Raw genomic sequence first — 23,809 nt, 5'->3', positions numbered from 1 at the left:
GGAGCGGCCTTGGGCGCGATGAGGCGTTATCGGTCATTCCCGTCGCGCCCTAGGCCGCTCCTGCCAACCATGCTATTTGTGCCGCGACTCCAACAAAGCCACCGCATCGCCTAAGCCAAGGCCACGCGCGCGCAACAGCACGATCAGGTGATACAGCAAATCGGCCGACTCGCCGAGCAACTCGGCATCGCCTTGCGCCACACCGGCCAGTGCTGTTTCCACGCCCTCCTCGCCCACTTTCTGCGCGATGCGGCGGATACCTTGCTCGAATAGTTTAGTAGTGTAACTGCCGTATGGGCGATCGTGTTCGCGTGCGGCGATCAAGGCATCCAGCGTGCCGAGAAACTGACCAGGTGCGGTCGGGAAACAGCTGGTACGGCCAAGGTGACAGGTCGGGCCATGCGGGCGTGCCTGTATCAGGAGCGTGTCGGCATCGCAATCGGTCTCGATCGACACCACGCGCAAGACATTGCCCGAGCTTTCGCCTTTGGTCCACAAACGCTGCTTGCTGCGACTGAAAAAGGTGACCTCACCGCGTTGCTGCGTGACCGCCAACGCTTGGGCATTCATATAGCCCAGCATCAGCACGCGCAGATTTTCGGCGTCCTGCACGATCACCGGCAACAACCCCTCGCCCTTGCTCCAGTCCAGCGCTGCGAGTGCGTCGCTCGCTGCTGCTTCATTACTGCCCATCACGTACCTCGATCTGTTGCGCGCGCAAAAATTGCTTGAGTTCCGGGATCGGAATCGCGCCGCTATGAAACACGCTCGCCGCCAATGCGCCATCGACATCGGTCTGCTCGAACACGTCGGCGAAATGCTGCATCTCGCCGGCGCCGCCCGAGGCGATCAATGGCACGCTGCACAGCGCACGCACCTGACACAATTGCGCGATGTCGTAACCACGCCGCACGCCATCGTTGTCCATGCAGTTGAGTACGATCTCACCGGCACCCAGGCGCTGCGCTTCGGTCACCCAATCCAGCGTGCGCATCGGCAAGGCCTGGGTCTTGCTCGGGTCGCCGGTATAGCGCCGCACGCGCCACTGTCCATCGTCCTCACGAATCGAGTCGACACCGACCACCACGCATTGCACGCCGAAGGCATCGGCCAGCTCGGAGATCAACTGCGGCCTGCCAAGCGCCGGCGAGTTGATCGAAATCTTGTCGGCGCCAGCATGCAGCACTGCGCGCGCGGTTTCCACATCGCGGATACCACCAGCGACGCAGAACGGAATATCGATCAGGCGCGCGACTCGCTCGACCCAGGTGTAATCGACCGAGCGCCCTTCCGGGCTGGCACCGATGTCGTAGAACACCAGCTCGTCGGCACCTTGTGCGCGATAACGCAGCGCCAGTTCGACGATGTCGCCCATGTCGACGTGGTCGCGGAATTTGACGCCCTTGACCACGCGGCCATCGCGCACGTCCAGGCACGGAATGATGCGGCGGCTCAGCATGCCAGTGCATCCTTCAACTGCAGATGCCCTTCCAGCAAGGCCTTGCCGAGCACGATGCCGGCGCAGCCTGCGGCCTTGGCGGCAGCGACATCGGCCAGATTGCGCGCGCCGCCGGAAACCTGCACCTGCACCTGCGGTGCCAGCGTGCACAGGTGCGCGTACAGGTCCATGTTCGGGCCGGACAGCATGCCGTCGCGGGCGATGTCGGTGCACAACAGATGCTGCAGACCGGCTTGCGCGTAACGCACTGCCAACTGGTCCAACGTGGCCTCGGCAGATTCGGTCCATCCATGCACCGGCAATTGCCACACACCATTCGCGTCCTGACGCGTGTCCAGCGCGATGGTCAGCCGATCGGCACCGAATTCCTGCAGCCAACCGATCACGGCCTGGCTGTCGCGCACCGCCAACGAGCCGATCACCACGCGGGCGGCACCGGCATCGAGAATGCGCGCCACATCGTCGCGCGAACGCACGCCGCCGCCGGTCTGCACATGCAAGCCGGTTGTACGCGCGATCTCGCCCAGTGTGGTCGTCAGCGTGTAGCCGCCTGCTTTTGCAGCATCCAGATCCACCAGATGCATCCACTGCGCGCCGGCATCGGCAAACGCCTGCGCGCGCGGCAGCACGTCGTCGCCGTACTGGGTTTCGCGCGCGTAATCGCCCTGCAGCAAACGCACCACGCGGCCGTTGCGGATATCCAGCGCCGGGTAAACGGTGAAACTCATGGGAAGCTCATCTCAAGAAAATTGCGCAGGATGCGTGCACCGGTCTCGGCCGAACGCTCGGGATGGAACTGCGCGCCGCAGCGCAGGCCTTGCTGCACCACTGCGGTAAATAAACCGCCGTGATCGCAGGCGGCCACGGTATCGGCCGTGACAGGCGCGGCATAGCCATGCACGAAATAGGCGCTGGCACGCTCTGGAAGACCGGCCAGCAGCGCTGAGTCACGCATCGGCACCAGTTGATTCCAGCCCATATGCGGCACACGAATGCCCAGCGCAGGCGTCATGCGGCGCACGATGCCAGGCAACAAGCCAAGACAATCGACATCGCCTTCTTCGGAATGTTCGAACAACAGCTGCATGCCCAGACAGATACCGATCAGCGGTACTTGCAGCTGTCGCAGCGGTTCCACCAAGCCCTGCGCGCGCAAGCGCGACATCGCTTCGGGCGCGGCGCCGACGCCGGGAAGAATCACGCGCTGCGCGCCTTGCAATTCTTCCGCATCGCGCACCACACGTGCTTCCACGCCCAGCCGTTCCAATGCATAACGCACCGACCCGAGGTTGGCGCCACCGGCATCGATCAGCGCAACGTCGGTCATAACGCACCTTTGGTGGACGGCAACGCGGTGCCTTCGCGGCGAATCGCCTGACGCAGCGCACGTGCCAAGGCCTTGAAGCAGGCTTCGACTTTGTGGTGATCGTTGTCGCCGCGCACGCTCAGGTGCAGATTCAAGCCGGACGCATCGCAGATAGAGCGGAAGAAATGCGGCACTAGTTCGGTAGGCATGTCGCCCACGCGTTCGCGCTTGAAATCGCCTTCAAACACAAAGTACGGCCGGCCACTGAAATCCAGTGCGGCGCTGGCGATGGCTTCGTCCATCGGCAACGTAAAGCCATGCTGAGCGGTGTCGCCGGCGACACGCCACGGGCTTTCGATCGGATCCAAGCCATAACGGCCGATGCCGCGTTTGTCGCCCAAGGCTTCGCGCAATGCCTGGCCCAGGGCCAGACCGGTGTCCTCGATGGTGTGGTGCTCGTCGATATGCAGATCGCCTTCAGCTCTGATATCCAGCGCAAATCCGCCGTGCTTGCCGATCTGTTCCAGCATATGGTCGAAGAACGGCAGACCGGTGGCGGTCTTCGGTTCGGCCACGCGGTCCAGATCCAGTTCGACGCGGATTCTGGTTTCCTTGGTGTTGCGTTGGACCACCGCACGTCGCGGCGCATCGGCCAGCTCGTGTGCGATACCGGGCCAATCCCACTGGCCTCCGAACTCTTCGGTGCGCAGCTGGAAGCCGCGGATATTGAGGTTCTGCGCGAACTGGATGTCGGTGATGCGGTCGCCCACCATCGCCGAGCGTGTCCAGTCGATGGTGCGGTCTTGCAGATACGGCACCACCAGACCGACGCCCGGTTTGCGCGTGGGCGCGTTATCGTCCGGCCAGCTGCAATCGATCAACACTTCGCGGAACTCGATGCCCTGGCTGGCGAAGATCTGCAGCATCAGATTGTTGGGGCCATCGAAAGACGCGTGCGGATAGCTTTCGCTGCCCAGCCCATCCTGATTGCTGACGATGACGAACTGATAGCCGGCATCGCGCAACTTGAGCATCGCCGGAATCACGTTGTCGACGAAACGCAACTTTTCATACGCATCGATCTGGTAATCGACCGGCTCGGTGATCAACGTGCCATCGCGATCGACGAAAAGAATCGGGGTCATGCCGCGGCCTCCTGATTGCGTTGCAGCACGCTCAGCACGCATTGGTTCTGCTCGTGCGTGCCCAAAGTGATGCGCAACGCATCGGATAGACGGGGTACCGCGCGTTGATCGCGTACCACCACACCGGCCTGCAGCAGCGACTGGAACGCAGCTTCGGCATCATCGAAACGCACCAGCAAAAAGTTGCCCTGCGAGGAATACACCCGACGCACACCGGCAAGTTGTGCGAGCGCCTTGTGTAAACGCTCGCGCTCGCTGCGAACCTCTGCAATGCGTCGACGGGTGACTTCCAGCGCTGGCGCAGACAAGGCCTGTTCGGCCATCGCCGCGCACGGCGTCGGCACCGGGTATGGCGCCTGGCAGCGGCGCAGCAGAGCGATCAAATCGGCATTGGCGATCAGGCTGCCGATGCGTACTGCGGCCAGTGCATGCGCCTTGGACAACGTGCGCAGCACAGCGAGATTGTCGTAATGCGCAAGCAAACCGACCGCCGATGGCACGTCGGAGAACTCGCCGTAGGCTTCGTCGACGACCACCAACGCCTTGCCCTGCAATGCCTGCAAAGTCTCCTCGACGGCTTGCAACGGGATTGCCGAGCCGGCTGGATTCGACGGTGAGCACAGGAATACCAGCTTGGCATGCGAGGCCAGCGCAGCGTCCACAATCGCCGGAATGTCCGCGTGGAAACCCTCAAGCCCGTCCACCAGCGGCACTTCAACCAGCGGTGCGTTCTGCAGCCGCGCGCACACCGCATACATGCCGAACACCGGCGGCGTCACCACCACCGCATCGCGTTCGGGCACGCACAGGCCGCGCACCAGCAGATCGATCGCCTCGTCGCTGCCGCGGCCGATCAGCAGCTGCTCGGGCGCGCAACCGTACAACTGCGCAAACGCGCTGCGCAGACCCTTGGGTTGCGGATCCGGGTAACGCCGCGTGCTCGCGCCCGGGTCGGCCGGATTTGCCCATGCCGACTCGTTGGCGTTGAGCCACACGTCGCCTTGCAACCCACTTGACCGTGCCGACGAATAGCCGGCGAAGGTGCGCAGATCTTCGCGCACGAGATCCAGAATCGATGTCCCACTCATACTGCCGCTCCCATGCGCAATGCCACTGCATTTGCGTGCGCGTCCAGGCCTTCGGCGCGGGCCAGAATCAATGCGCATTCGCCGATGCCCTCGATGCCGGCCTTGCTCGCCGCCTGTACGCTGAGCATGTTCTGAAAGCTGGCCACGCTGACGCCGCTGTAGGCGCGCGCCGCGCCGCTGGTCGGCAACACGTGGTTGGTGCCGCTGCAGTAATCGCCGAGCGCTTCGGGCGTGTAATCGCCGAGAAACACCGAGCCTGCCGCCTCGACCTGGTTCAACCACGCGCGCGGTTCGCGCAACGCGAGGATCAGATGTTCCGGTGCATAGCGGTTGCTGATCGCAAACGCCTCCTCCAGCGTCTGCACCTTGATCAGGCGCGACTGTGCCCACGCCTGACGCGCGATGTCGGCACGCGAAAGTTGCGCCAGCTGCGCATCCAACTGCACATGCACCGCCGCGATCAACGCATCGCTGTCGGACAGCAGCAACACCTGCGAATCCGGGCCATGTTCGGCCTGCGACAACAGATCGGCGGCAACGAAGGCCGGCTGCGCGCCGGCATCGGCGATCACCAGCACTTCCGACGGGCCAGCCGGCATGTCGATCGCTGCAGCACCCGACTGCGCCACCTGCTGCTTGGCTTCGGTGACATAGCTATTGCCCGGACCGAACACCTTGTCGCAACTCGGAACCGATTCAGTGCCGTAAGCCATTGCCGCGATCGCCTGTGCGCCACCGAGCTTGAACACGCGGCGCACGCCGGTCAGCTGCGCTGCGACCAGCACCGCAGGATCCACGCTGCCATCCTTGCGCGGCGGCGTACACAGCACGACTTGACGACACCCGGCCAAGCGCGCCGGCACACCGAGCATCAAGGCGGTCGACGGCAACGGCGCGCTACCGGCCGGCACGTACAAACCCACCCGGCCAATCGGCCTTACGATCTTTTCGCACACCACGCCCGGCGCGGTTTCCACCGTATAGCCTTCGCTCATGCCGGCACGGTGGAAGGTATCGATCCGCGCTAAAGCGTCTTGCATGGCCTGGCGCAGTTCCGGTGCCACCGCGGCTTCGGCGGCAGCGAATTCGGCCTCGCTCACTGCAAAGCTGTCCAGAGACACGCCGTCGAAACGCGCGGTGATCTCGCGCAACGCCGCATCGCCGCGTGCGCGCACATCGGTCATCAATGCAGCCACCGCGTCGCGGGTCTGCGTGGCCACGGTCTGCACCGGGCGGGTCAATGCCTGGCTGCGCGCAGCGGCATCGAGTTGAGACCAATCGAGAATGTTCATGCCAGCGAGCGCTCCACTGTCAACACCATCAAACCTTGCGCACCTGCGCGTTCGAGTTCTTCCAGGCGTTGCCAGGTCACCGCGCCATGACACATGGTCTGCAGCCGCAATGCGCCGTTGCCGTCGTCGGGCAGCTGCACCAGCGGGTCGGCGTCGAGCAGCAGACGGCGCAGCGCATCCACGTTGTCCTGCTCGGCACAGAACATCAGCAACTTGCTGTCGCGCAACTTGAGCACGCCGTCCATGCGCCGCAGCAGCATCGCCAACAACGCCGCGCGTGCATCGGCCGGCTCGCGCAGTGCACCGGCCAGCACCGCTTCGCTTTCCATCACCAGTTCGACCGGCTTGAGCTGATTGGCGGCAAGGGTGGCGCCGCTGGAGACCAGATCGCAGATCAGATCGGCAGTGCCCAGGCGCGGGGCGATTTCCACCGAGCCGGACAGCTCCACCACTGACGCATCGATTCCCTGGCGCTCCAGCCAATCGGCCAGGATTGCCGGATAGCTGGTGGCGATGCGCTTGCCGGCCAGCTGCGCCATACCCTGCCACTCCCATTCTTCCGGCACTGCGAGCATCAACCGGCATTGGCCGAAACCGACCCCACGCACCGCGTGATACGCGGCCGGCAAGCCGTTGCGGCGGCGCTCTGCGGCCTGTTCTTCCAGCTCGTTCTGGCCAACGATGCCAAGGTCGCAGACACCATCGGCGATCAGGCCGGGGATGTCATCGTCGCGCACCAGTAGCAGATCCACCGGCAACGATTCGCCGTAGCAGAACAGCTTGTCGCGGCTCTGCCGCCAGCTCAGCCCGCAGGCGGCCAGCAGGCTGCGCGCCGGTTCGGCCAGACGGCCGCTTTTCTGAATGGCGATACGCAACCGGTCACGTGCCGGCGCTGCCGTGGAAGCACTCATCTTGATCTCTCAGTGGGATTCGACAGGGCGTGAGGACTGCTCGCGCAGGGCTGCGGCATAGCCGCCAGCACCGTGGTCCAGGGTGCGCGCAACGCGCCCGATAGTGGTCACGCTGACCTGGGTCAGCTCGTGAATTTCGCGATACGGCACGCCTTTGACCAGCAGCGGCACCACCCGCCAGCGATCGGCCATCGCTTCCAGCTCGGCCGGGGTGCACAGATCGCGCAGGAACGCCTCGACTGATCCCGGCTCGTCCAGGCATGCCAACGCGTCGGCCAGCCTCTTGAGGGCGGCGACGACTTCTGTAATTTCGCGCGGAGCTGGTAGGTGTTTCATTGGGTTAACGTAATAGCGTGTTAGTACATTAACGCAAACAGAGTCGGCGAATCAAGCGTGCCGGCCCAATGGGTTCAGAGAAGCGCACGGTTATGTTCCACCGACACAAGCGGAAGACCACAGACATCGATGCGTCTGTGGATCAGGTTTAAAGCGGATGCAGGCGTCCGGCCAGCGCATTGCGACCGACACGGCGAGCGATCACCTGCCGGCCGGCAGACCTCAGCCGCCCTTGACGCCGCCAGCCACCAGCATTGCCTTGGCCTGCTCAAGCTCCACCAGCAAGGTGCTGGCCAGCTCGTCGCGGGCCACCTCGAACTGCTGCTCGCGCACCAAGTCCTTGACCGCCACAACCCCGCGCGCCAGTTCGTCGTCACCGGCCAGCACTACAAAGCGGATTCCGGCGCGTGCGGCGTACTGAAATTGCTTACCGACCTTCTTTGGCTCCATCTGCACTTCAGTGTTGATGCCGCCGATGCGCAGCCGGCGTGCGATATCCAGCGCATCGTCCAGGCGCGACTCGTCCATCAGCGCCACCATCGCATGCACGCTGCTTTCGGCGATGCCCTGGATCAACCCGGCCTCGCGCAGCTGCCAGAACAGGCGGGTCAGGCCGATTGAAATACCCACGCCCGGCAACCTGGACTTGGTGTAGTGGCTGGCCAGGCTTTCGTAACGGCCGCCCGAACAGATCGAGCCGATCTGCGGGTGGTCGGTCAGCGTAGTCTCGTAAACGGTGCCGGTGTAGTAGTCCAGCCCGCGCGCGATCGAGAAGTTCAGGCAATACGCGCTCTCGGGCACGCCCAGCGCCTTGACCAGCTCCAGCACCTCGCGCAGTTCGGCGATGCCCTCGCCCAGGGTCGCACTTGCACCGACCGAGGCGTCCAGCGCCTGCAGCTGCGCCAGCGCATCGGCATGCCCGTTCGAGCGCACCGCCACGAAGGCCAGGATCTTGTCGACCTGCTCGGCGGCGATGCCGAAGCCTTCGCCAACCAGCGTATCGCGCACATGATCGGCGCCGCGCTTGTCGATCTTGTCGATCTCACGCAGCACCGCCAGCTGCAACTCGCCTTCAGCAACGCCCAGGCTTTCGAAGAAGCCGCGCAGCAGCTTGCGATTGTTCAACTGCACCTTGAACTCGCCGATGCCCAGCTCGGCGAACACCGCGTGGATCACCGCCAGCACTTCGGCGTCGTAGCGGATGCTCAACGCATCCTTGCCGATCACGTCGATATCGCACTGATAGAACTCGCGGAAGCGGCCGCGCTGGGCGCGCTCGCCGCGATACACGCGCTGCATCTGATAGCGGCGGAACGGGAAGCTCAACGCGTGCTCGTGCTCGGCCACATAGCGTGCCAGCGGCACGGTCAGGTCGAAGCGCAGCGCCAGCTCCGGCAAGCCCCCCTCGTCAGCGGCCGCAGCAGCATTGGCCAACGTGCCGGTGGATTGCACGAAGTACACTTGGCGCTCGGTCTCGCCGCCGGATTTAGTCAGCAACACATCGGACAGCTCGAACACCGGGGTTTCGACCGGCAGAAACCCGAACCGCTCGTAGTTGCGGCGGATGACGTCCAGCATGCGCTGGAACGCGATCTGCTCGCGCGGCAGCAATTCCATGATGCCGGGCGGCGTACGGGGCTTGATCACGAGCGAAACTCCTGCGAGGCAATGTGGCGAACGCACAATTCTACCGGCTGCCGGCCGCGCTGACCGCATGGTGTGTCATCCAACGCGTCTCAGCAGTGCGTGGCTCATGCACGGACAGCTTTCAGACCCCAGCGTGACCTGCCCGGCGCCAATCGCGGCATCCGGCAGTGGCAAACCCAGCCGGGTCTGCCGCATGCCGATGGCACAGATGCGCCAACTGCGCGAGCGCTACCCGCAACTAGAATGCATGCTGCTGCAGCGCACCAGCATCGAGCTGGCCGCCGCGCAGGATACTGGGCTTTGCTGGCGCGCCTGCAGCCCAGCGAACGACTCGCACATTTGCTGCTGCGCTTGACGGCGCGCTGCGCCCAATCCTATGCCAGCAGCGATACCGTGGCACTGCCGATGAGCCGCAGCGATATTGCAGACCATCTCGGGCCGACCATGAAAACGGTGAACCGCACCTTCACCAAGCTCACGCAACAGCAACTGATCGCGCTGCCGCAACTGCATCTGGTGCAGCTCCTGGATTACGCCGCGCTACACAGCTTGGCGGGCGACACGGTTTGAGGTGTCGTGGTTGATTGACTGGAACTGACTGACGCGCCACTGCAAGATTGCCCACAGGCGGAGTCGGTGCGGAAGTCCGTATGGGGATGTCATGGGCTGCTGCCAGCCCGCCCCACTCAATTCAAAGTGACCAATAAACGTAGCAAGCAGTCGCCATGTGGGCGCGGCAGGCGCACTTAGAGCCGCAGTGTAGAGTGGTCCATGCCGAGTCCGAGTACCGGGCACGCCCACCTGGCGGCTGCCAAGTGTTTTTGTTAGCCGCTCTCAGGATGCGCTGGCTGCACGGGATCGGTGACCGCGTGCAGCACAATCCCCTGCAGGCCCTCATGTCCGCTTACTTCAATGGCTTCGAATTTTCTGCGCAACTCGGCTGCCCCTAAGCGCGCTTTGTGCAGATCTTCCTTAACGTGGACGCAAGCTTTGATCTACATCGTGTAATGGACTAAATTGCGATGTGTCTGGATCGTAGAGCATCGATCCTTGGCCGGTATAGGAAGTAATTTCGATCTGCCCATCCATGCGTAAGTGATGTTGATAAAGATTTGTGGGAAATCTGCTTTCAATCAAGGCCTGTTGTTCAGGAGTAAGCGTTGGCTGCAGATCGCTGATGACTTCTGCTTCTGGCGTCACCGATAGCCGCTGCAAATAACTTGCGGCTTCCATGTATTGCGCTTGCGTAATAGCGCTGGCATTTGCTCGATTTTCGTAAATGCCTAGTAATGTCGAAGCGCGGCGATGCGTTAAATTCGTGTGGCGTGGTGGGTTGCTTCCTCGCCGGGTGGGAAGATCGTCAAAGATGCTATCGGCCTGCGCGTTCAACCGAGCGGTGCTCTCCTGTGTTCTCTGAGATGACTCAGACTCATCGGATGAACTGTAGTCGTCGTCCGAGGGAGGGGCAGAATGAGAAGAGCTGATTGAATTGGGGCGCATTGGCATTGCAAGCTTCTCTGAATGGAATGTACCCAGATTAGCCGTCAGCGGTGTGTGCAACCTCGCATGAGCGAACCATGGTGAACGAAAACGAATACCGCTGTGTTCGAGACTCCGCAGCGCGCTTGTGCATCAACAGGAATATGCCAGGTCACGGGTGAAGTTGAGGACAGGTAGGAAATCGTGCGAAAACCGCCATTTCTCCGGCACCCCATTAAATGCGAACGTGATAGCAAGTTCTGCAAGGGAATTGACATCACTGTCTCGGCTCGCAGTCAGGTTCAAAGTCGCGGTACCTGATGCGCTGGCGACGTGGGATTGGTGGCCGTGTTTAGCACGATTTCCTGCCGCCCCTCGTTCACGGGTTTTGCTGACCGCTTGGCTCAACACCGCTCGCGACGTGTCGCAAGCCGCCCGAACTGCGGGTATCGCTCAGCGGCTCGCTTATCGATTCGACAGAAGCACCGAGGCTTCAAGCTGATCGCAAGACACCTGCGTGTGACACCTTGCACGCAACCACTCAACGCCCACCTACAGTCGCACCCGCCACCGACGCGGCACATCCGCCACCCAGCAACCGCGATTGCCGCAGCCAGGAACGGTCCGGGTAGTACGCGAAGACGAAGGCGCCTTCGCGCAAGGTATCGATCAACTGCTTGGCCACAGCCGGCCGCACTGCCGGGCAACCCTGGCTGCGACCAAGCCGCCCCTTGGTGCGAATCACCGCCTCGCTGACGTATGGCGCACCGTGAATCACGATTGCGCGGTCGCGCGCATGGTCGTTGAAGCCGGGTTCCAGTCCGTTGAGTCGCAACGAATAGCCGTTGTGGCCGGTATAGGACTCCTGCGCACTGAACGCGCCGAGGCTCGATTGAAAACTGCCATCGTCGTTGGAGAACTTCGCCGCAAGGTTGTTGCCGGTGTTGCGCCCGTGCGCCACCCATTCCTGGAACAACAATCGCTGCCGCGCCAGATCGAACACCCACAAGCGACGCTCGGTCGACGGCCGACTGTAGTCGATCACGCTGAGCACGCGCTCCTCGCCCACCTGTTGGTACTGACGGGCGCATTGCAGCGCCCCGGCGGCCAGCGCCAGCACCTGGCGGTCCAGCGAGGGCGCCTGGCGCGCCAGCGCATCGACCAATCCCACGCGCGGCGCGCTTTGCGGCGACACGGTGGAGGCGGAAATAGCATCAGCCGCACCGGCCGGCGCTGCCGCTGCCGCTGCCAGCCCGCAGAACGCGGCGGCAACGGCGATCACTCGATAAGACATGCAACAACCCACATCGAACGCGGCGCCACAGCGGGGCCGCACCGCCTAGAAATAACCGCATGCGCCGCACTTTCCAACCCCTGACGACTGAACACGTTCGGTCAGGCAGCATCCGCAAGCAGACGCTGCCGGAAAACGGCGTAGTCCGGCGCAAGCGTTTCGGCGTGTGCGGGACGCTGCAGCAGTGCGGCCAGCGCGGGCGGCACTTGCACCTCACGCCCGATCAACGGCTCCACTACGCCCTCGAACTTGGCTGGATGGGCGGTAGCTGCCACCGCCCAGTCGCCCGTCCCACCCTCGCCCCCTTCTGCGCGCAGTTGTTCGAGCACATGCACGGCGGTGGCGGTGTGTGGGCAATGCACCTCGCCATAGCGCGCAAAGCGTTGATGCACGGTGTGGCGGATCGCCGCATCGTCCACCGACAACGCACGGAATGCTTCGCGCAGCGCGGCATCGTCGCCTTCGTATAGCCAGCGCAGCCGTTCGAAGTTGCTGGGTGCGCCCACGTCCATCGCATTGGCCAGCGTGGCTACGCTGGGCTGCGGCGTGTATTGGTTGCCGGCGAAGTAATCCGGCAACACATGATTGGCGTTGGAGGCCAGCGCGATACGGCCCAGCGGCACGCCGAGCGCGCGCGCCAGGATCGCCGCCAGCCCGTTGCCCAGGTTGCCAGTGGGCACCACCAGATTCAGCACGCCACCCGACGCGGCATGATGCTGCAGGGCGGCATGCGCGTAGTAGCTCATCTGCGGCAGCAAGCGCCCCAGGCTGATGCTGTTGGCCGAACTCAGCGGCACTTGCGTCTGCAACGCGGCATCGTTCAAGGCCTGCTTGACCATTGCCTGGCAATCGTCGAACGAGCCGGCTACGCGCAAGGCCTGGATGTTGTCGCCGAAGCAGCCCAACTGATGCGCCTGCCGCGGCGACACACGGCCATCGGGATAGAGCACAACCACACGCAAGCCCGGTTGACGGTGAAACGCAGCTGCCACGGCAGCGCCGGTATCACCTGAGGTGGCAACCAGAATGGTGAGCGGCCGGTCCTCGGCACGGCGCAAGCGGGTCAGGCAGGCCACCAAAAAGCGGGCACCGAAATCCTTAAACGCAGCCGTCGGCCCATGAAATAGCTCCAACGCATAGTCTCCGGGTGTGGACAGAGACACCAATGGCGCGGGAAAGTCGAAGGCCTCGGCGCAGATCGCCGGCAACGCCGCCGACAGCGCGTCGCCGTCGAAGAACGGCTGCAGTAACGTGGCGGCGGTCTTGGCCAGACAGGCGCCAGCTTCCAGCGTGCGTGCACGCGGCAGCATCTGCGGCACATACAGGCCGCCGTCCGGCGCCAAGCCGCTGGCGATGGCTTGGCTCAGGCTGGCGGCGGGCGCACCGCCACGGGTGGAGATAAAAATCATGCAAACTCCAGACAGATCAAAAACAGGCAAATGCCAAACGAGTATGAGAACACGGCGTTCAGCGGCCCGCCATGCCCCCCCCCCGCTGAGCACTCGATCACCGGTCGCGGCGCCACGCGCACTTTCCAGTGGAGTCGGCCATTGCTCAAGGTCGGCGTAATGCAGCTGAGCCTAGATAGCGCCCAATTCGATCAAACCCAGTATCGCGACACGCACGTGCCGCTTCTCACGATGTGCCGTATTTTCTGAGATTCGCAGGAAGCATTCAATATCCCTGCCTACTGCGTGTGGCGTAACTCCAGGCCGGCATTGCCAATTGCACTGCTCTGACGCCGGTGGTGCAGATCACCTGAGTTGCGGTGGGCTGAGCGCCGAATGCCGCGCGGCACGGCACGGCACGGCATGCGCGCAACCAGACAACAGATGGTACGACACCGCAGGCACACGCTCGCGCATGAGAGCAAGCTGGTGCCCGCGCGAGCAATCAGGGCCAGCCGGTGCGGCTGATCCAAATCGCAATGAAGAAAGAAGGCCGGTCGCGTGCGATCGGCCACACGGTCAATGGCGCCTAGACCACTGCCAAGCCGGCAACACAACACAACGCAAACATCAGCAAACGGGATGGCAAGGCGATCGCGACCAAGATCGCAGATGGCGAAGATCGCTGCGCCACGCTGCGGCGTGGGGGCATGTATCGGAAACACGCTCGCATCGCCCGCCCGTACGCGCCGGATCCAGAGCACTCCAGGCGAACGTTCGCCTGGAGTGCTAGGTAGAAAGCCAGCGGACGCACGCCCAATCAAACGCACGACCGCTGACATCAATAGATCTGCACGTGCATGCTCAGCTCAACCGTGCAGGCTCCACACCGCCGCAATAGGCACTACGCGGACCATCGATACACCCGAAGTTCTGTGCATTGTCCGAATTGCCCTGGCCCGTCCATTTCGCCGATTGCGGATACGAACAGAGCGGTCGCTTGCGGACGACACCCTGAGCCGGGTCGTCTTTGACATATTTTGCTGCGACGATGCGGTCTGGCGCGATGCTTTGCTCAACCCATGCCTCCATGGCGGACAGCACATCGTGCTGGCGATCGTTAGCCAAGCCGGGCGCGCCGTAGAGCCCGCCAAAGGCCGAGGTGCCGGGCCCGCCGGTAAAATGGCTCATACCGGGAATCACAAACAGCCCGCTCCCTTAAAATCGGAGAAACCAGAGCAGCACTCTCCGGAATTCATTGCAGCAGTCTGGCACCTGGGCAGTTCAATGCCGACACCCAACTCTGGCTGTCGAAACCGGCATCGGCGAATGCCGCCTGCAGCGCAGGAGCGGCTGACTCCGCCGCTGCACGCGTGGCGAACCACGCGAACACGCTGGGGCCGGCGCCGGAAATACTTGCTCCCATGGCGCCTGCTGCCAGTGCCGCAGCTTTGACTGCAGCGAAGCCGACGATCAGCGGCGCACGCCGCGGCTCGATCAGCACATCGCGCAAGCCCGATCGCACCAGCGCCTCGTCCCCGGCGTGGCATCCTGCCAGAACTAGGCCAAGGTTGGCGCTCTGCGCGACGAAGTCGGCAAGCCTGTAGTCGCCAGCCAGCGCGGCGCGCGCGCGGCGCGTCTCCAACACCGCATCCGGATGCACCAGCAAGCTGTGCCAGGTCTCCGGCACCGGCACCGGCACCATCCGCTCCAGCGTTGACAGCACCAACCCGCCCAGCAACATCGGACCGAGGTTGTCGCCGTGACGGCTGCCGCTGGCGACTGCCTCGCCTTCTAACGCATACAGGTATAGCTGATCGCGCGACAACGGGGTGTCCAGCAACGCATTGGCTGCCACCAACGCCGCGACGCATGAGGCCGCCGAACCGCCCATGCCGGAACTGAGCGGGATGCCTTTGTCGATCTCCAACTCGAAGCCGAACGGCAACGCCAATGCTGTGCGCAATGCGATCAGCGCCGTGCCAGCGGTGTTGCGCTCGGCCTCCAGAGGCAACTCCACGGTCGTACCGCGGATCGCAGCGATACGCACCTGCGGCGCATCGAGACGGCGCACGGTCACGGTGTCGCCAACGCCTTCCAGCGCGTAACCGAGCAAATCGAAACCCACCGCAACATTGGCCACCGACGCCGGTGCGAACGCGCGCGCTTGGCGCACTGCACCACTTGGCGCCAGCACTACCTGCGCCTCGCTCACAGCCGAGCTCCCTCGCCCGCCGCCACCCGCAGCAGATCGGCAAACACACCCGCCGCAGTGACCTCGGGCCCTGCACCTGGGCCTTGCACCACCAGTGGGTTCTCGCAGTAACGGCGCGTAGTGAACTGCACTACGTTGTCGGTCAAGCGCAAATTAGCGAACGCATGATCGGCAGGCAGTTCGACAAGACCGACACTGGGCGCGCAATCAGGCGGCAACTGCGCGACATAACGCAACACGTTGCCGCGCGCATGTGCATCGGCCAGACGCTGCGCCAATGCCGCATCCACTTCATGCAGGCGCGCCATGAAATCGTCCACGCTGGCCTGACGCAGCGTGTCGGGCACCAAGCTTTCCACCCGCACATCTTCCAGACTGATTTCTCGCCCGGCTTCGCGTGCCAGGATCACCAGCTTGCGCGCAACGTCCACACCGGACAGATCATCGCGCGGATCTGGCTCGGTATAGCCCATGCCACGTGCCTGCGTGACCAGTTGGGCGAACGGCACGCTGCCGTCGTACTTATTGAACAGCCAGGCTAGGGTGCCGGAGAAAATGCCTTCGATCGAAGTCACCGTGTCACCAGTGTCGACCAGATCGCGCAGCGTAGTGATCACCGGCAGCCCCGCACCTACCGTGGCCTCATAGCGAAAGCGTGCGCCGCTGGCATCGGCTGCAGCACGGATCGCCTGGTAGCGTTCCAACGAGCCTGAGCCGGCCTGTTTGTTCGGCGTTACCACATGAATGCCAGCCGCCAACCAACCCGCATAACGGTCGGCCACCTCGGCGCTGCCGCTGCAATCGATGATCACCGTATGCGGCAGATGCGCAGACAGAAGATGCGCGGTGAAGCGCTCCAGATCGGTAGCAGTGGCCGAGGAGGCGAACGCATCGCGCCAGTTGCCGACCAGGCCACGCTCATCGAGCAACATGCGGCTGCGCGACACCATCGCACGCAAGCGCAGATCCAGGTTGGCTTTGCTCAACAATTGCGGTTGCGCAATGCGCAGCTGATCCAATAACGCAGCGCCCACGTTGCCCGGCCCGATCACGCCCACCGAAAACGTCTGCGGCGACAACCAGAAGCCCGCATGCGCCGCACGCAACGCCTTGGTCGCATGTGCCGCATCGATCGCCACCGAGATATTGCGCTCCGACGAACCCTGCGCGATCGCCAGAATATTGACCTGCGCGCGCCCCAACGATTCGAACAAACGCGCCGCCACGCCGGGCTGCCCGGCCATGCCATCGCCGACCGCGGCCAGCACGCTGACGCCGCTGGTCAGCTGCACTCGCTGCACCTGACCGACCGCGAGTTCATGCGCAAACGTCTGCAACAACGCATTGCGCGCACACTCGGATTCGCGCTGTTTGACCACGCAGCAGATCGAATGCTCGGACGATCCCTGCGAGATCATCACCACCGATACCTGCGCCGTGCGCAAGGCGGCAAACACGCGCTCGGCCGTGCCCGGCACACCGATCAGACCGGTACCTTCCAGATTCAGTACCGCCAGATCCGGGCTCAAGGTCAGCCCCTTGATCGGCCCGCTCACCGCGCTGCGCGCGGTGATGCGCGTGCCCGGATGTTCCGGCTGAAACGTATTGCGGATGATGATCGGCAACCCGCGTTCAATCGCCGGCGACATGGTCTGCGGATGCACCACCTTCGCGCCGAAATACGCCAGCTCGCAGGCCTCGTCGTAGCTCAATGTTTCCAGCTGCACCGCTTCTGGCACCACGCGCGGATCGGCCGACAGCACACCATCCACATCGGTCCAGATATGCAGTTCATCGGCATCGAACAGCGCCGCGAAGATCGCACCGGAATAATCGCTGCCGTTGCGCCCCAACGTGGTCATGCGGTCGGCGCGATCGCGCGCCACAAAGCCGGTGACCACCACGCGCGTCTGCGGATGCGTCTGGCGCCAGGTTGCCAGGCGCTGCGCACTCACTTCCCAATCCACATCCACGCCCAACTCGCCGCGATTGACCACCAGCACATCGCGCGCGTCCAGCACCGCGCAATCCTCGCCAATCGCGCGAAAGTGATCGCCGAGCAATTGCGCCGAATACACCTCGCCCAGGCCTTGCACGCGATCAAGCACCTCGCGCGGCAGCTCGCCGATCACTGCCAGCGCGCCGAGGATCTGCGATAGATGCTCGAAGTGCTCATCCAACCATTCCACCGTCGGCCCGGACTGCTCGCCCAGCAAGGCCACCGCTGCACCCCGATGGCGTGCACGCGTTTCATGCCAGCGCTCGCGCCACTCGGGGCGGTTCTGCGCCGCCAGTTCGGCCAGTTCGATCAATGCATCGGTCACGCCCTTCATCGCCGACACCACGGTGACCTGTACCGTCTCGTCGCGGGCCAGCAACAACTGCGCAACGTGCCGATAACGCTCGGCATCGGCCACAGAGGTGCCGCCAAACTTGTGTACGACAGCGCGCGTAGAGGACGCCAAAACAGCAGCAGGTTCGAACGAAACAGCAAGCGATGACATCGACAGACCTCATTTGGGGAGGCCCCGTCCGCTTCAGGTGAGAGAGGGAGACCTCCGCATCCTGATCCGGGTGCGGGGCCGTTGTTTTCGGAAGTTACGCGAAGACGACGGGCCGCACCGGGCGAATGGTGGCGGTGGTAATGTTGATGCTAATGTCGGCAACGCGCGCGCACTGCCGCAGGTGCGGCTGGCAGAGAAGCGAAGCGGTGGCGGAGGCGTTACGCATGTGTGCAAAAGACATCACCGGGGCGAAGGCTGTCAAGCACTGCGTGAATGAGCGGACACGCGCGCTCAACACACGGAACAGAAAACCTTGCCGCTCAGGGATTTAAGCGGTATGCCCGCAAGCAATTGATTGCCATGGAAACTTTTGCAGCGACCTTGGGGGGGTGCCATGCGCAAGTTTCGACAGTGCTCAGTGCGTCATGCTGCATCGACAGATGCCACTCAGTTGATGGGATCGCTCTGCGCGAGGCGTCATACACTGCTGGCGTCACTTCGCATCAGGCAACAGATCGTCGCCATCGCCGAGGTGGTCGATGCGAGTCACAAGGTCAGCAGGAATGATGAGGCGAGCGACGCCAAGGCGGTCGCGGGCGATGCATGCGGAGGCCATCAAGTCCGGCCACCGAAATCGACGGTAGCCCAGCGAGCACTACGACCTGCCCCAGCCGCTCGATCCACGGCGGCCTGCCATTCGTGGTGTCCCTTCCGAATCTCAGCCAGATCCGCGCGGGTGAGCATGCGCTCGCCGAAACGGAAGCTCTGCCCCTGCAGCACGGCAATCTCTGCCTGCTGGTAAGTGGTGAGCATTTCCTGAGCCGTTTTCATGACGAGTCAGGCTAGTCTGATACGCTCAGGGTTCCGTAGACACTCATGACCCTCGTTGCGCGTAGCGCCGCTCGAACTCTACAGGCGACAGGTCGCCAGTTGAACCATGACGGCGTTTTGGGTTGTAGAACATTTCGATGTAGTCGAACACCTCGGTGCGTGCGGCCTCTTTGGTGGAATAGATCCGCCGCCTGATCCGCTCGCGTTTGAGCAGGCCGAAGAAGCTCTCCACGGGTGCATTGTCGTGGCAGTTGCCACGCCGACTCATGCTGCACACCAAGCCATGGGAAGCCAGGAAACTCTGCCAGTCATCGGGTGAAATCGCTCGCCCAGGCCGTGTCCGGCTTCGTCACGTCGAACTGTCGGTCCAGCAGGTTGGCCGCCGCCTTGCACTGCATTCCTCCATGGAAGCGCGGTTTGCGACCATAGCCCACCTGGGCACGCAGTCCCTCGGTGCGCATCAGCCGATGCACCCGATGGCGACTGCAACGTTCCCCCAGATCGCGCAGATCCTGGGCGATCTTGCGATGCCCATAGACGCTGCCGCTGGCCAGCCAGTGGTGCTTGATCAATCCCAGCAAGCGCTCATCTTCCTTGGCGCGCTCACTGTCGGGCGAGCGTAACCAGGCGTAGTAACCCGCCCGGTTGACGCGCAACACCCGACACATCGCGCACAGCCTGAATTCGCTGCGATGGGCCTGCATGAACGCGTACTTTGCCTTTACCCCTTGGCAAAGTACGCGGCGGCCTTTTAGGATGTCGCGCTCATCGGTCACTCGACGCAACTCTGCCTTCAGACGCCGAACCTCGGCGCTCTGGTCCGCCTCGGCGCGCTGCACCACGCCAGGCTTGCCGAACTTGCGTAGCCAGGCGTAGAGGCTGTGCGTGGTCACACCCAGTCGCTCGGCGACTTCTGCCACCTTGAACCCACGATCGGTCACTTGTCGGACCGCTTCGATCTTGAACTCATCCTTATACCGCTTGCTGCTCATGGACACCTCCGAATCTGCCATTTTCCATGGCCTTGAGATGTCTACGGAACCCTGGGCGTATCAAAACCGCTCACTAGGCAGGCGAAGATGACATCCGGCTGCAGCCGCTCGATGTCCAGCGTCTCTACGTCACCTGGAGGGCGCTGCACTACATTAAGAGCGCAGTCTCCTGCTGCGTGCCAGATTCTTTACCGGCGACGCCACGATCAGCGAATCCTCGCCGCGATCGACGACGTCACCAGTCCAGGTAATGCCGGTCTCAGTGACGCGGATCTATGTGGACTTCATACAGGCCCATCAGGCGGCAAATGATCGCTCAGGCAATCGATGACCTCGCTCAGCAATGCACCGAGAGCAAGCGTCCATCCAATCGATCCTGGTGACCCCGGCCCGATTCGAACGGGCGACCTTCCCCTTAGGAGGGACAACGTCGCTAGACTAAGACCCAAGCGGGACAAGGCTTTGCGTGGAAGTCCAGCCTGACTGTGGCAAGTCTGTGGTAACGACCGGCCTAATCATGCCGATTGTCAAAAAAGTGGTGACCCCGGCTGGGTTCGAACCAGCAACCTCGTCCTTAGGAGGGACGCGCGCTATCCAATTGTGCCACGGGGCCATCTGTCTAAGGATACAGGGAGACGCTAAGTGAGCAAAGCCAAAACAGCCGTCAAGCCTGGGCGCACCAAGGCCTTCAATGGCACGCTTCCGCGCGGCATCAAGGTCTCCCAGGCCGTTAGCTCGGTGGCGGGTGTCACGCTCAGGACGGATGGGCAACTCAGGTGGGAGGCGCGCATCCGAAGGTCCCTCAACGGGCAAGCCTTGAAGTTCCCGCTGGTGCGCTACCCCATCGACCCGAAGGCGTCCCCGAATACCGAGCATCACATTGATGCTGCTCGGCTCATGGCCGAGGCCTATGTCCGCCGAGAACACGCCTCCTTGGAGCTTCGGCAAACGCCCTACGCGCACACTGCCGAGGCTTGGACCTTCGGGGATCTGCTGCGCCGGTTTGTCCAAGAAATCGATGATGGGCTCATCAAGCATGCGTCGGTCAGGACCGACCATTCCAATGCCTATCTCTTCTTGGGAGGCGGCAAAGGTCTTGGGTTGAGCCAGACCGGCATGCCTCGCCTCACCCGCAAGCTGGCCAAGGATTTGACTCAGGATGACTTCCTGGGGCGCCATGCAGGCTCGTTCGTGAACGCCTACATCAAGGTCAAGCGAGACGGCACCACGCTCCCAATGGCCCAGGGGAGCAAAAAGCGAGCCCTGACCACGATCCGGAACCTTTTCCGGATTGCGCACGAGACCTGGCAGATTGACCTTCGCTCGCCGATCAAGAGCTTGAAATCCCTCAACTCTGACGACTCGCGCGACCGGACGCTCACCGAGGAGGAATGGAACGCCATCGTTGCGCAGCTTGATGCTGGGCGGACCGACCCGGCAACGGCCGATGTCATTCGCTTTGCGCGCATGACCGCAGCCCGCCGCTCCGAATGCGTCAAGCTTGATTGGGCGGACATCAACTTCAAGAAGAAGACCGCGCGACTTCGCGAGACCAAGGCCAAGAATGGCAAATACAACGAGCGCGTGATTCCGCTGATCTCAGAGCCCATGGCCTTGATCGCCGCGCGCTTCGAGGCCAGCGAAACAAAGAAGGGAGCGGTCTTTGTGAGTTCGCGCGGCAAGCGTATTCGGGCAGACACAGTCACTCAGGCCTGGGATCGAGTGCGTGAGCAGGTAGCCGAGAAGCTTGGTGATCCAGAGATCCTGACGGCGCGCATGCACGATCTTCGCCATACGCGCATCACCGAAATGGGACACCGCCTCAATCCGGCCGAAGCAGCCAGGATCTCAGGGCATAAGGATCTTAAAACCTTCATGCGCTACTTCAACCCGGATCCCGTGGCACTGGGCAAAAAGCTGGAACAGCTTGAACGCCAGGGCGGCGCTGGCACTGATGTCGACGATGTCGTGAAGCAACTCCTGGGACTGAGCACTGAGGATATGGCATCGGCAGTGGCACTAGCTTTCCGGGAGCGGGCAAAAGCACAATGATCAAACCTGATCGATCATCTCAACACAGGCTTCTCATTGAATCGCATCGCTCAGTTGGCCTATGGATAGGGTATGGCATGCCATTCATAGATCAGCCTTTGCGTAATCCCTCACTTTCGCTAACAATTTCGATGACTTTTTAGACCAAGGCAGGAAAAACATCGATAGCCTTGGAAAGATACGCCCCCTACTTTCTTCCAGGTCGATCTCGCCAGATTAATGAGGTAAAGACCTCACCAACAGTGCTCGTTTCTAATCTTTAAGCCAGCTCAGCAGCAGACCTTGGAGCAGAAGCAAAGCCAGAGCGCACCTCGAATTTGTATGACATGAGCGACCACTCCACTACTCCCAGGTCTCACCGACTCTGATGACCCAATTCGTCTTCTCACGTCGTGATTTGCAGATGAGCATCAAACGCCTGCATGGCGCTCTTTCTCACGAGCAACTCTCAGGGCTAGTCAAGAAGCTCAATACGCCCAACGAACAGCGCCTTCCTACTATGTGGGAACTCGTTGTCTTAGACGCGTTCACACAGGTAGCCTCGGTTCGTCATGAAGTTCCTCTTCCCTCGGGGAAGCGCCCCGATTTACTCGTCGATTACCAATCAGCAGCGGGGATAAAGCTTGTGGTTGTTGGCGACATCCTTACCGTTTCTGACAAGGGCTTGGATGAGAACAACCCGGTCGACGTGCTGTTTGAGCTAACGCCTGTCATTGCGAAAAAGCATGGTGTTGATCCTGTAAAGCTCGCTTATAAGATTAATGGCGGGCGAACCGGAAAGCGAGGTCAGGTCAAAGTTCAGCTCGCCCTTCCGAACAGAGGCCAGATGATTGCGCTCTTGCATAGCGAGGTCGTCCCTTGGCTCAAAGCGATCAACACGAAGCCGCACCAAAAAGACACATTTCGGCCTTCTGACGAGAAGTTTGACTTCTCAATTACTTACGATCCTGCTCAAACGAGCACGATGGGAAGCTACACCAGCTACGATGTCGCGCCTTCAAAGGAGGTCAACCCACTTTACAAAGCCCTCAAAGCGAAAACAGGACAATTAGAAGGTGCCCCGGAGTGCGCGTTCAAACTCTTGGTAGCCTGTGATGGTGACTGCGGGTTGTTTCGCAGCAATGCGTCAATGGCATCAATGGGCGGCACCTTTACTGACCAACAGATCGTCGACCATTTCTTGACCAAGCATTCAAGCATTGATGGCGTCCTCCTTATTGGCGTTGAGGAAAAGCGCGACTTATTCTCCGCCCAGACGAATAGAAAGCTGCGCTTTGACCTCAGAGCTCGTGGTTCCTTCGACCCCAAGCGCCTCACATCGCCCTACGCGGAACTCGATGAACTAATCAGAAGTGCATTGATTCGCTTCCCCGGGCCGTATTTAGCTCCTTACAACGCAGCCCGTCGCTGCCTAGAACAAGAGACCAGGCACATCGCCCAAGGCCGATATCGCTTGACTAGCGGAGGAGTAGGAAACATGAGCGTTAGCATTTCTTCTCGGGATCTGCTGCAACTGCTGTCTGGACAATTGTCGCAAGAAGACTTCTGCAAGGCGTATCGGTTTGATGCCCAACACATCAATCCCTTTGCGCTTGCCCTCTCCCAGGGTCGCTTGATCCAGGGTGCCTCATTGAGCAAGCTGGATGGCGACGATGACCTAATAAACTTCGAATTTGGCGAGATGGATCCGGCCATAGCGCCTTTCTTTATGCCTATGGATTAGCAGCTCTACGCAATGACGTGGGCCATCGTTCCGCCACTTTGAGTGTTGTTAACAGCGACATCGCCACATGGATAAGGCAAGAAGATGGCCTTTGCCGCCCGAGGGCGGCGCTAAGATATCGATCGAGCGAGGCCCAACCGCCCTTCC

The 23,809-nt window shown here is 62.1% G+C and carries 18 protein-coding genes, 1 tRNA gene and 3 pseudogenes; 3 read left to right on the top strand and 19 right to left on the bottom strand.

The features are described from left to right. Positions 1-72 precede the first annotated feature (72 nt). The 10 genes from hisIE to hisS all read right to left on the bottom strand — a co-directional run bounded on the left by hisIE (position 73) and on the right by hisS (position 9,184). The gene (gene hisIE / locus J5I97_RS07965; RefSeq protein WP_208590949.1) at positions 73-693 is read right to left on the bottom strand and encodes a bifunctional phosphoribosyl-AMP cyclohydrolase/phosphoribosyl-ATP diphosphatase HisIE; all 621 of its coding nucleotides are present in this window, start codon (positions 691-693) and stop codon (positions 73-75) included. Beyond that, positions 683-1,459: an imidazole glycerol phosphate synthase subunit HisF gene (gene hisF / locus J5I97_RS07960; RefSeq protein WP_208590940.1), complete on the bottom strand. Its 777-nt coding sequence runs from the start codon at positions 1,457-1,459 to the stop codon at positions 683-685. The genes hisIE and hisF overlap by 11 nt, the downstream gene beginning before the upstream one ends. After that, complete coding sequence (gene hisA, locus J5I97_RS07955; protein ID WP_208590938.1) at positions 1,453-2,187, bottom strand: 1-(5-phosphoribosyl)-5-[(5-phosphoribosylamino)methylideneamino]imidazole-4-carboxamide isomerase; 735 nt, start codon at positions 2,185-2,187, stop codon at positions 1,453-1,455. Before hisA ends, hisF begins: the two co-directional genes overlap by 7 nt. Next, on the bottom strand, positions 2,184-2,786 hold the full coding sequence (gene hisH / locus J5I97_RS07950) for an imidazole glycerol phosphate synthase subunit HisH (protein ID WP_208590930.1): 603 nt from the start codon (positions 2,784-2,786) through the stop codon (positions 2,184-2,186). The genes hisA and hisH overlap by 4 nt, the downstream gene beginning before the upstream one ends. Beyond that, positions 2,783-3,910 (bottom strand): bifunctional histidinol-phosphatase/imidazoleglycerol-phosphate dehydratase HisB, encoded by a 1,128-nt coding sequence (hisB, locus tag J5I97_RS07945; RefSeq protein WP_208590928.1) that lies wholly within the window; start codon positions 3,908-3,910, stop codon positions 2,783-2,785. The genes hisH and hisB overlap by 4 nt, the downstream gene beginning before the upstream one ends. Beyond that, positions 3,907-4,998 carry a histidinol-phosphate transaminase gene (hisC, locus tag J5I97_RS07940; protein ID WP_208590926.1) on the bottom strand — a complete coding sequence of 364 codons (1,092 nt, stop codon included), beginning with the start codon at positions 4,996-4,998 and terminating at the stop codon, positions 3,907-3,909. The genes hisB and hisC overlap by 4 nt, the downstream gene beginning before the upstream one ends. Continuing rightward, entirely contained in the window at positions 4,995-6,290 is a 1,296-nt protein-coding gene (gene hisD / locus J5I97_RS07935) for a histidinol dehydrogenase (protein WP_208590924.1), read from the bottom strand. Before hisD ends, hisC begins: the two co-directional genes overlap by 4 nt. After that, positions 6,287-7,201 (bottom strand): ATP phosphoribosyltransferase, encoded by a 915-nt coding sequence (gene hisG / locus J5I97_RS07930; protein WP_208590922.1) that lies wholly within the window; start codon positions 7,199-7,201, stop codon positions 6,287-6,289. The genes hisD and hisG overlap by 4 nt, the downstream gene beginning before the upstream one ends. Before the next feature lie 9 nt (positions 7,202-7,210). After that, the gene (locus J5I97_RS07925; protein ID WP_208590920.1) at positions 7,211-7,537 is read right to left on the bottom strand and encodes a YerC/YecD family TrpR-related protein; all 327 of its coding nucleotides are present in this window, start codon (positions 7,535-7,537) and stop codon (positions 7,211-7,213) included. Positions 7,538-7,759: 222 nt separating this feature from the next. Then, a complete protein-coding gene (gene hisS, locus J5I97_RS07920; RefSeq protein WP_208590917.1) occupies positions 7,760-9,184 on the bottom strand; it encodes a histidine--tRNA ligase in 1,425 nt (474 codons plus the stop codon). Between the two features lie 178 nt (positions 9,185-9,362). On the opposite strand from hisS, the pseudogene J5I97_RS07915 reads away from it, so the two are divergent. Next, positions 9,363-9,754 (top strand): annotated as a pseudogene (locus J5I97_RS07915) (Crp/Fnr family transcriptional regulator); the annotation flags it as partial. A gap of 402 nt (positions 9,755-10,156) precedes the next feature. Here J5I97_RS07915 and J5I97_RS07910 read toward each other — a convergent pair. The 9 genes and pseudogenes from J5I97_RS07910 to J5I97_RS07870 all read right to left on the bottom strand — a co-directional run bounded on the left by J5I97_RS07910 (position 10,157) and on the right by J5I97_RS07870 (position 20,500). Continuing rightward, a complete protein-coding gene (locus J5I97_RS07910) occupies positions 10,157-10,573 on the bottom strand; it encodes a hypothetical protein (RefSeq protein ID WP_208590910.1) in 417 nt (138 codons plus the stop codon). Positions 10,574-11,204: 631 nt separating this feature from the next. After that, a complete protein-coding gene (locus J5I97_RS07905) occupies positions 11,205-11,957 on the bottom strand; it encodes a murein L,D-transpeptidase catalytic domain family protein (RefSeq protein ID WP_208590908.1) in 753 nt (250 codons plus the stop codon). A 101-nt stretch (positions 11,958-12,058) separates the two neighbouring features. Next, the gene (gene thrC, locus J5I97_RS07900; RefSeq protein WP_208590905.1) at positions 12,059-13,366 is read right to left on the bottom strand and encodes a threonine synthase; all 1,308 of its coding nucleotides are present in this window, start codon (positions 13,364-13,366) and stop codon (positions 12,059-12,061) included. 843 nt (positions 13,367-14,209) lie between these two features. Further along, positions 14,210-14,554, bottom strand: a pseudogene (locus J5I97_RS07895) (tannase/feruloyl esterase family alpha/beta hydrolase); the annotation flags it as partial. Positions 14,555-14,600: 46 nt separating this feature from the next. Further along, a complete protein-coding gene (locus tag J5I97_RS07890; protein WP_371885809.1) occupies positions 14,601-15,542 on the bottom strand; it encodes a homoserine kinase in 942 nt (313 codons plus the stop codon). A 14-nt stretch (positions 15,543-15,556) separates the two neighbouring features. Continuing rightward, positions 15,557-18,064 (bottom strand): bifunctional aspartate kinase/homoserine dehydrogenase I, encoded by a 2,508-nt coding sequence (gene thrA / locus J5I97_RS07885; RefSeq protein WP_208590896.1) that lies wholly within the window; start codon positions 18,062-18,064, stop codon positions 15,557-15,559. A 615-nt stretch (positions 18,065-18,679) separates the two neighbouring features. Then, on the bottom strand, positions 18,680-18,895 hold the full coding sequence (locus tag J5I97_RS07880; protein ID WP_208590888.1) for a primosomal replication protein PriB/PriC domain protein: 216 nt from the start codon (positions 18,893-18,895) through the stop codon (positions 18,680-18,682). A 43-nt stretch (positions 18,896-18,938) separates the two neighbouring features. Next, positions 18,939-19,887 (bottom strand): annotated as a pseudogene (locus J5I97_RS07875) (IS3 family transposase). Between the two features lie 536 nt (positions 19,888-20,423). After that, positions 20,424-20,500, bottom strand: a tRNA-Arg gene (locus tag J5I97_RS07870). 29 nt (positions 20,501-20,529) lie between these two features. Between J5I97_RS07870 and J5I97_RS07865 the strand changes: the two genes are divergently transcribed. Both J5I97_RS07865 and J5I97_RS07860 read left to right on the top strand, forming a co-directional pair. Then, on the top strand, positions 20,530-21,939 hold the full coding sequence (locus J5I97_RS07865; RefSeq protein WP_208590880.1) for a site-specific integrase: 1,410 nt from the start codon (positions 20,530-20,532) through the stop codon (positions 21,937-21,939). Positions 21,940-22,306: 367 nt separating this feature from the next. Then, complete coding sequence (locus tag J5I97_RS07860) at positions 22,307-23,662, top strand: hypothetical protein (RefSeq protein ID WP_208590878.1); 1,356 nt, start codon at positions 22,307-22,309, stop codon at positions 23,660-23,662. Positions 23,663-23,809 lie beyond the last annotated feature (147 nt).

It is taken from the genome of Xanthomonas fragariae (assembly GCF_017603965.1).
GTDB classification, from domain to species: domain Bacteria; phylum Pseudomonadota; class Gammaproteobacteria; order Xanthomonadales; family Xanthomonadaceae; genus Xanthomonas; species Xanthomonas fragariae_A.
Note: the sequence above shows the minus strand (reverse complement) of the source record. Positions and strands in the feature narration are given on the sequence as shown.

Coding starts and splice junctions, on each gene's coding strand:
- J5I97_RS07860 (WP_208590878.1), top strand. CDS start 22,307: ATGACCCAATTCGTCTTCTCACGTCGTGATTTGCAGATGAGCATCAAA.
- thrC (WP_208590905.1), bottom strand. CDS start 13,366: ATGATTTTTATCTCCACCCGTGGCGGTGCGCCCGCCGCCAGCCTGAGC.
- hisB (WP_208590928.1), bottom strand. CDS start 3,910: ATGACCCCGATTCTTTTCGTCGATCGCGATGGCACGTTGATCACCGAG.
- hisA (WP_208590938.1), bottom strand. CDS start 2,187: ATGAGTTTCACCGTTTACCCGGCGCTGGATATCCGCAACGGCCGCGTG.
- thrA (WP_208590896.1), bottom strand. CDS start 18,064: ATGTCATCGCTTGCTGTTTCGTTCGAACCTGCTGCTGTTTTGGCGTCC.
- hisIE (WP_208590949.1), bottom strand. CDS start 693: ATGGGCAGTAATGAAGCAGCAGCGAGCGACGCACTCGCAGCGCTGGAC.
- hisF (WP_208590940.1), bottom strand. CDS start 1,459: ATGCTGAGCCGCCGCATCATTCCGTGCCTGGACGTGCGCGATGGCCGC.
- J5I97_RS07905 (WP_208590908.1), bottom strand. CDS start 11,957: ATGTCTTATCGAGTGATCGCCGTTGCCGCCGCGTTCTGCGGGCTGGCA.
- hisG (WP_208590922.1), bottom strand. CDS start 7,201: ATGAGTGCTTCCACGGCAGCGCCGGCACGTGACCGGTTGCGTATCGCC.
- hisH (WP_208590930.1), bottom strand. CDS start 2,786: ATGACCGACGTTGCGCTGATCGATGCCGGTGGCGCCAACCTCGGGTCG.
- hisC (WP_208590926.1), bottom strand. CDS start 4,998: ATGAGTGGGACATCGATTCTGGATCTCGTGCGCGAAGATCTGCGCACC.
- J5I97_RS07925 (WP_208590920.1), bottom strand. CDS start 7,537: ATGAAACACCTACCAGCTCCGCGCGAAATTACAGAAGTCGTCGCCGCC.
- J5I97_RS07880 (WP_208590888.1), bottom strand. CDS start 18,895: ATGAAAACGGCTCAGGAAATGCTCACCACTTACCAGCAGGCAGAGATT.
- hisD (WP_208590924.1), bottom strand. CDS start 6,290: ATGAACATTCTCGATTGGTCTCAACTCGATGCCGCTGCGCGCAGCCAG.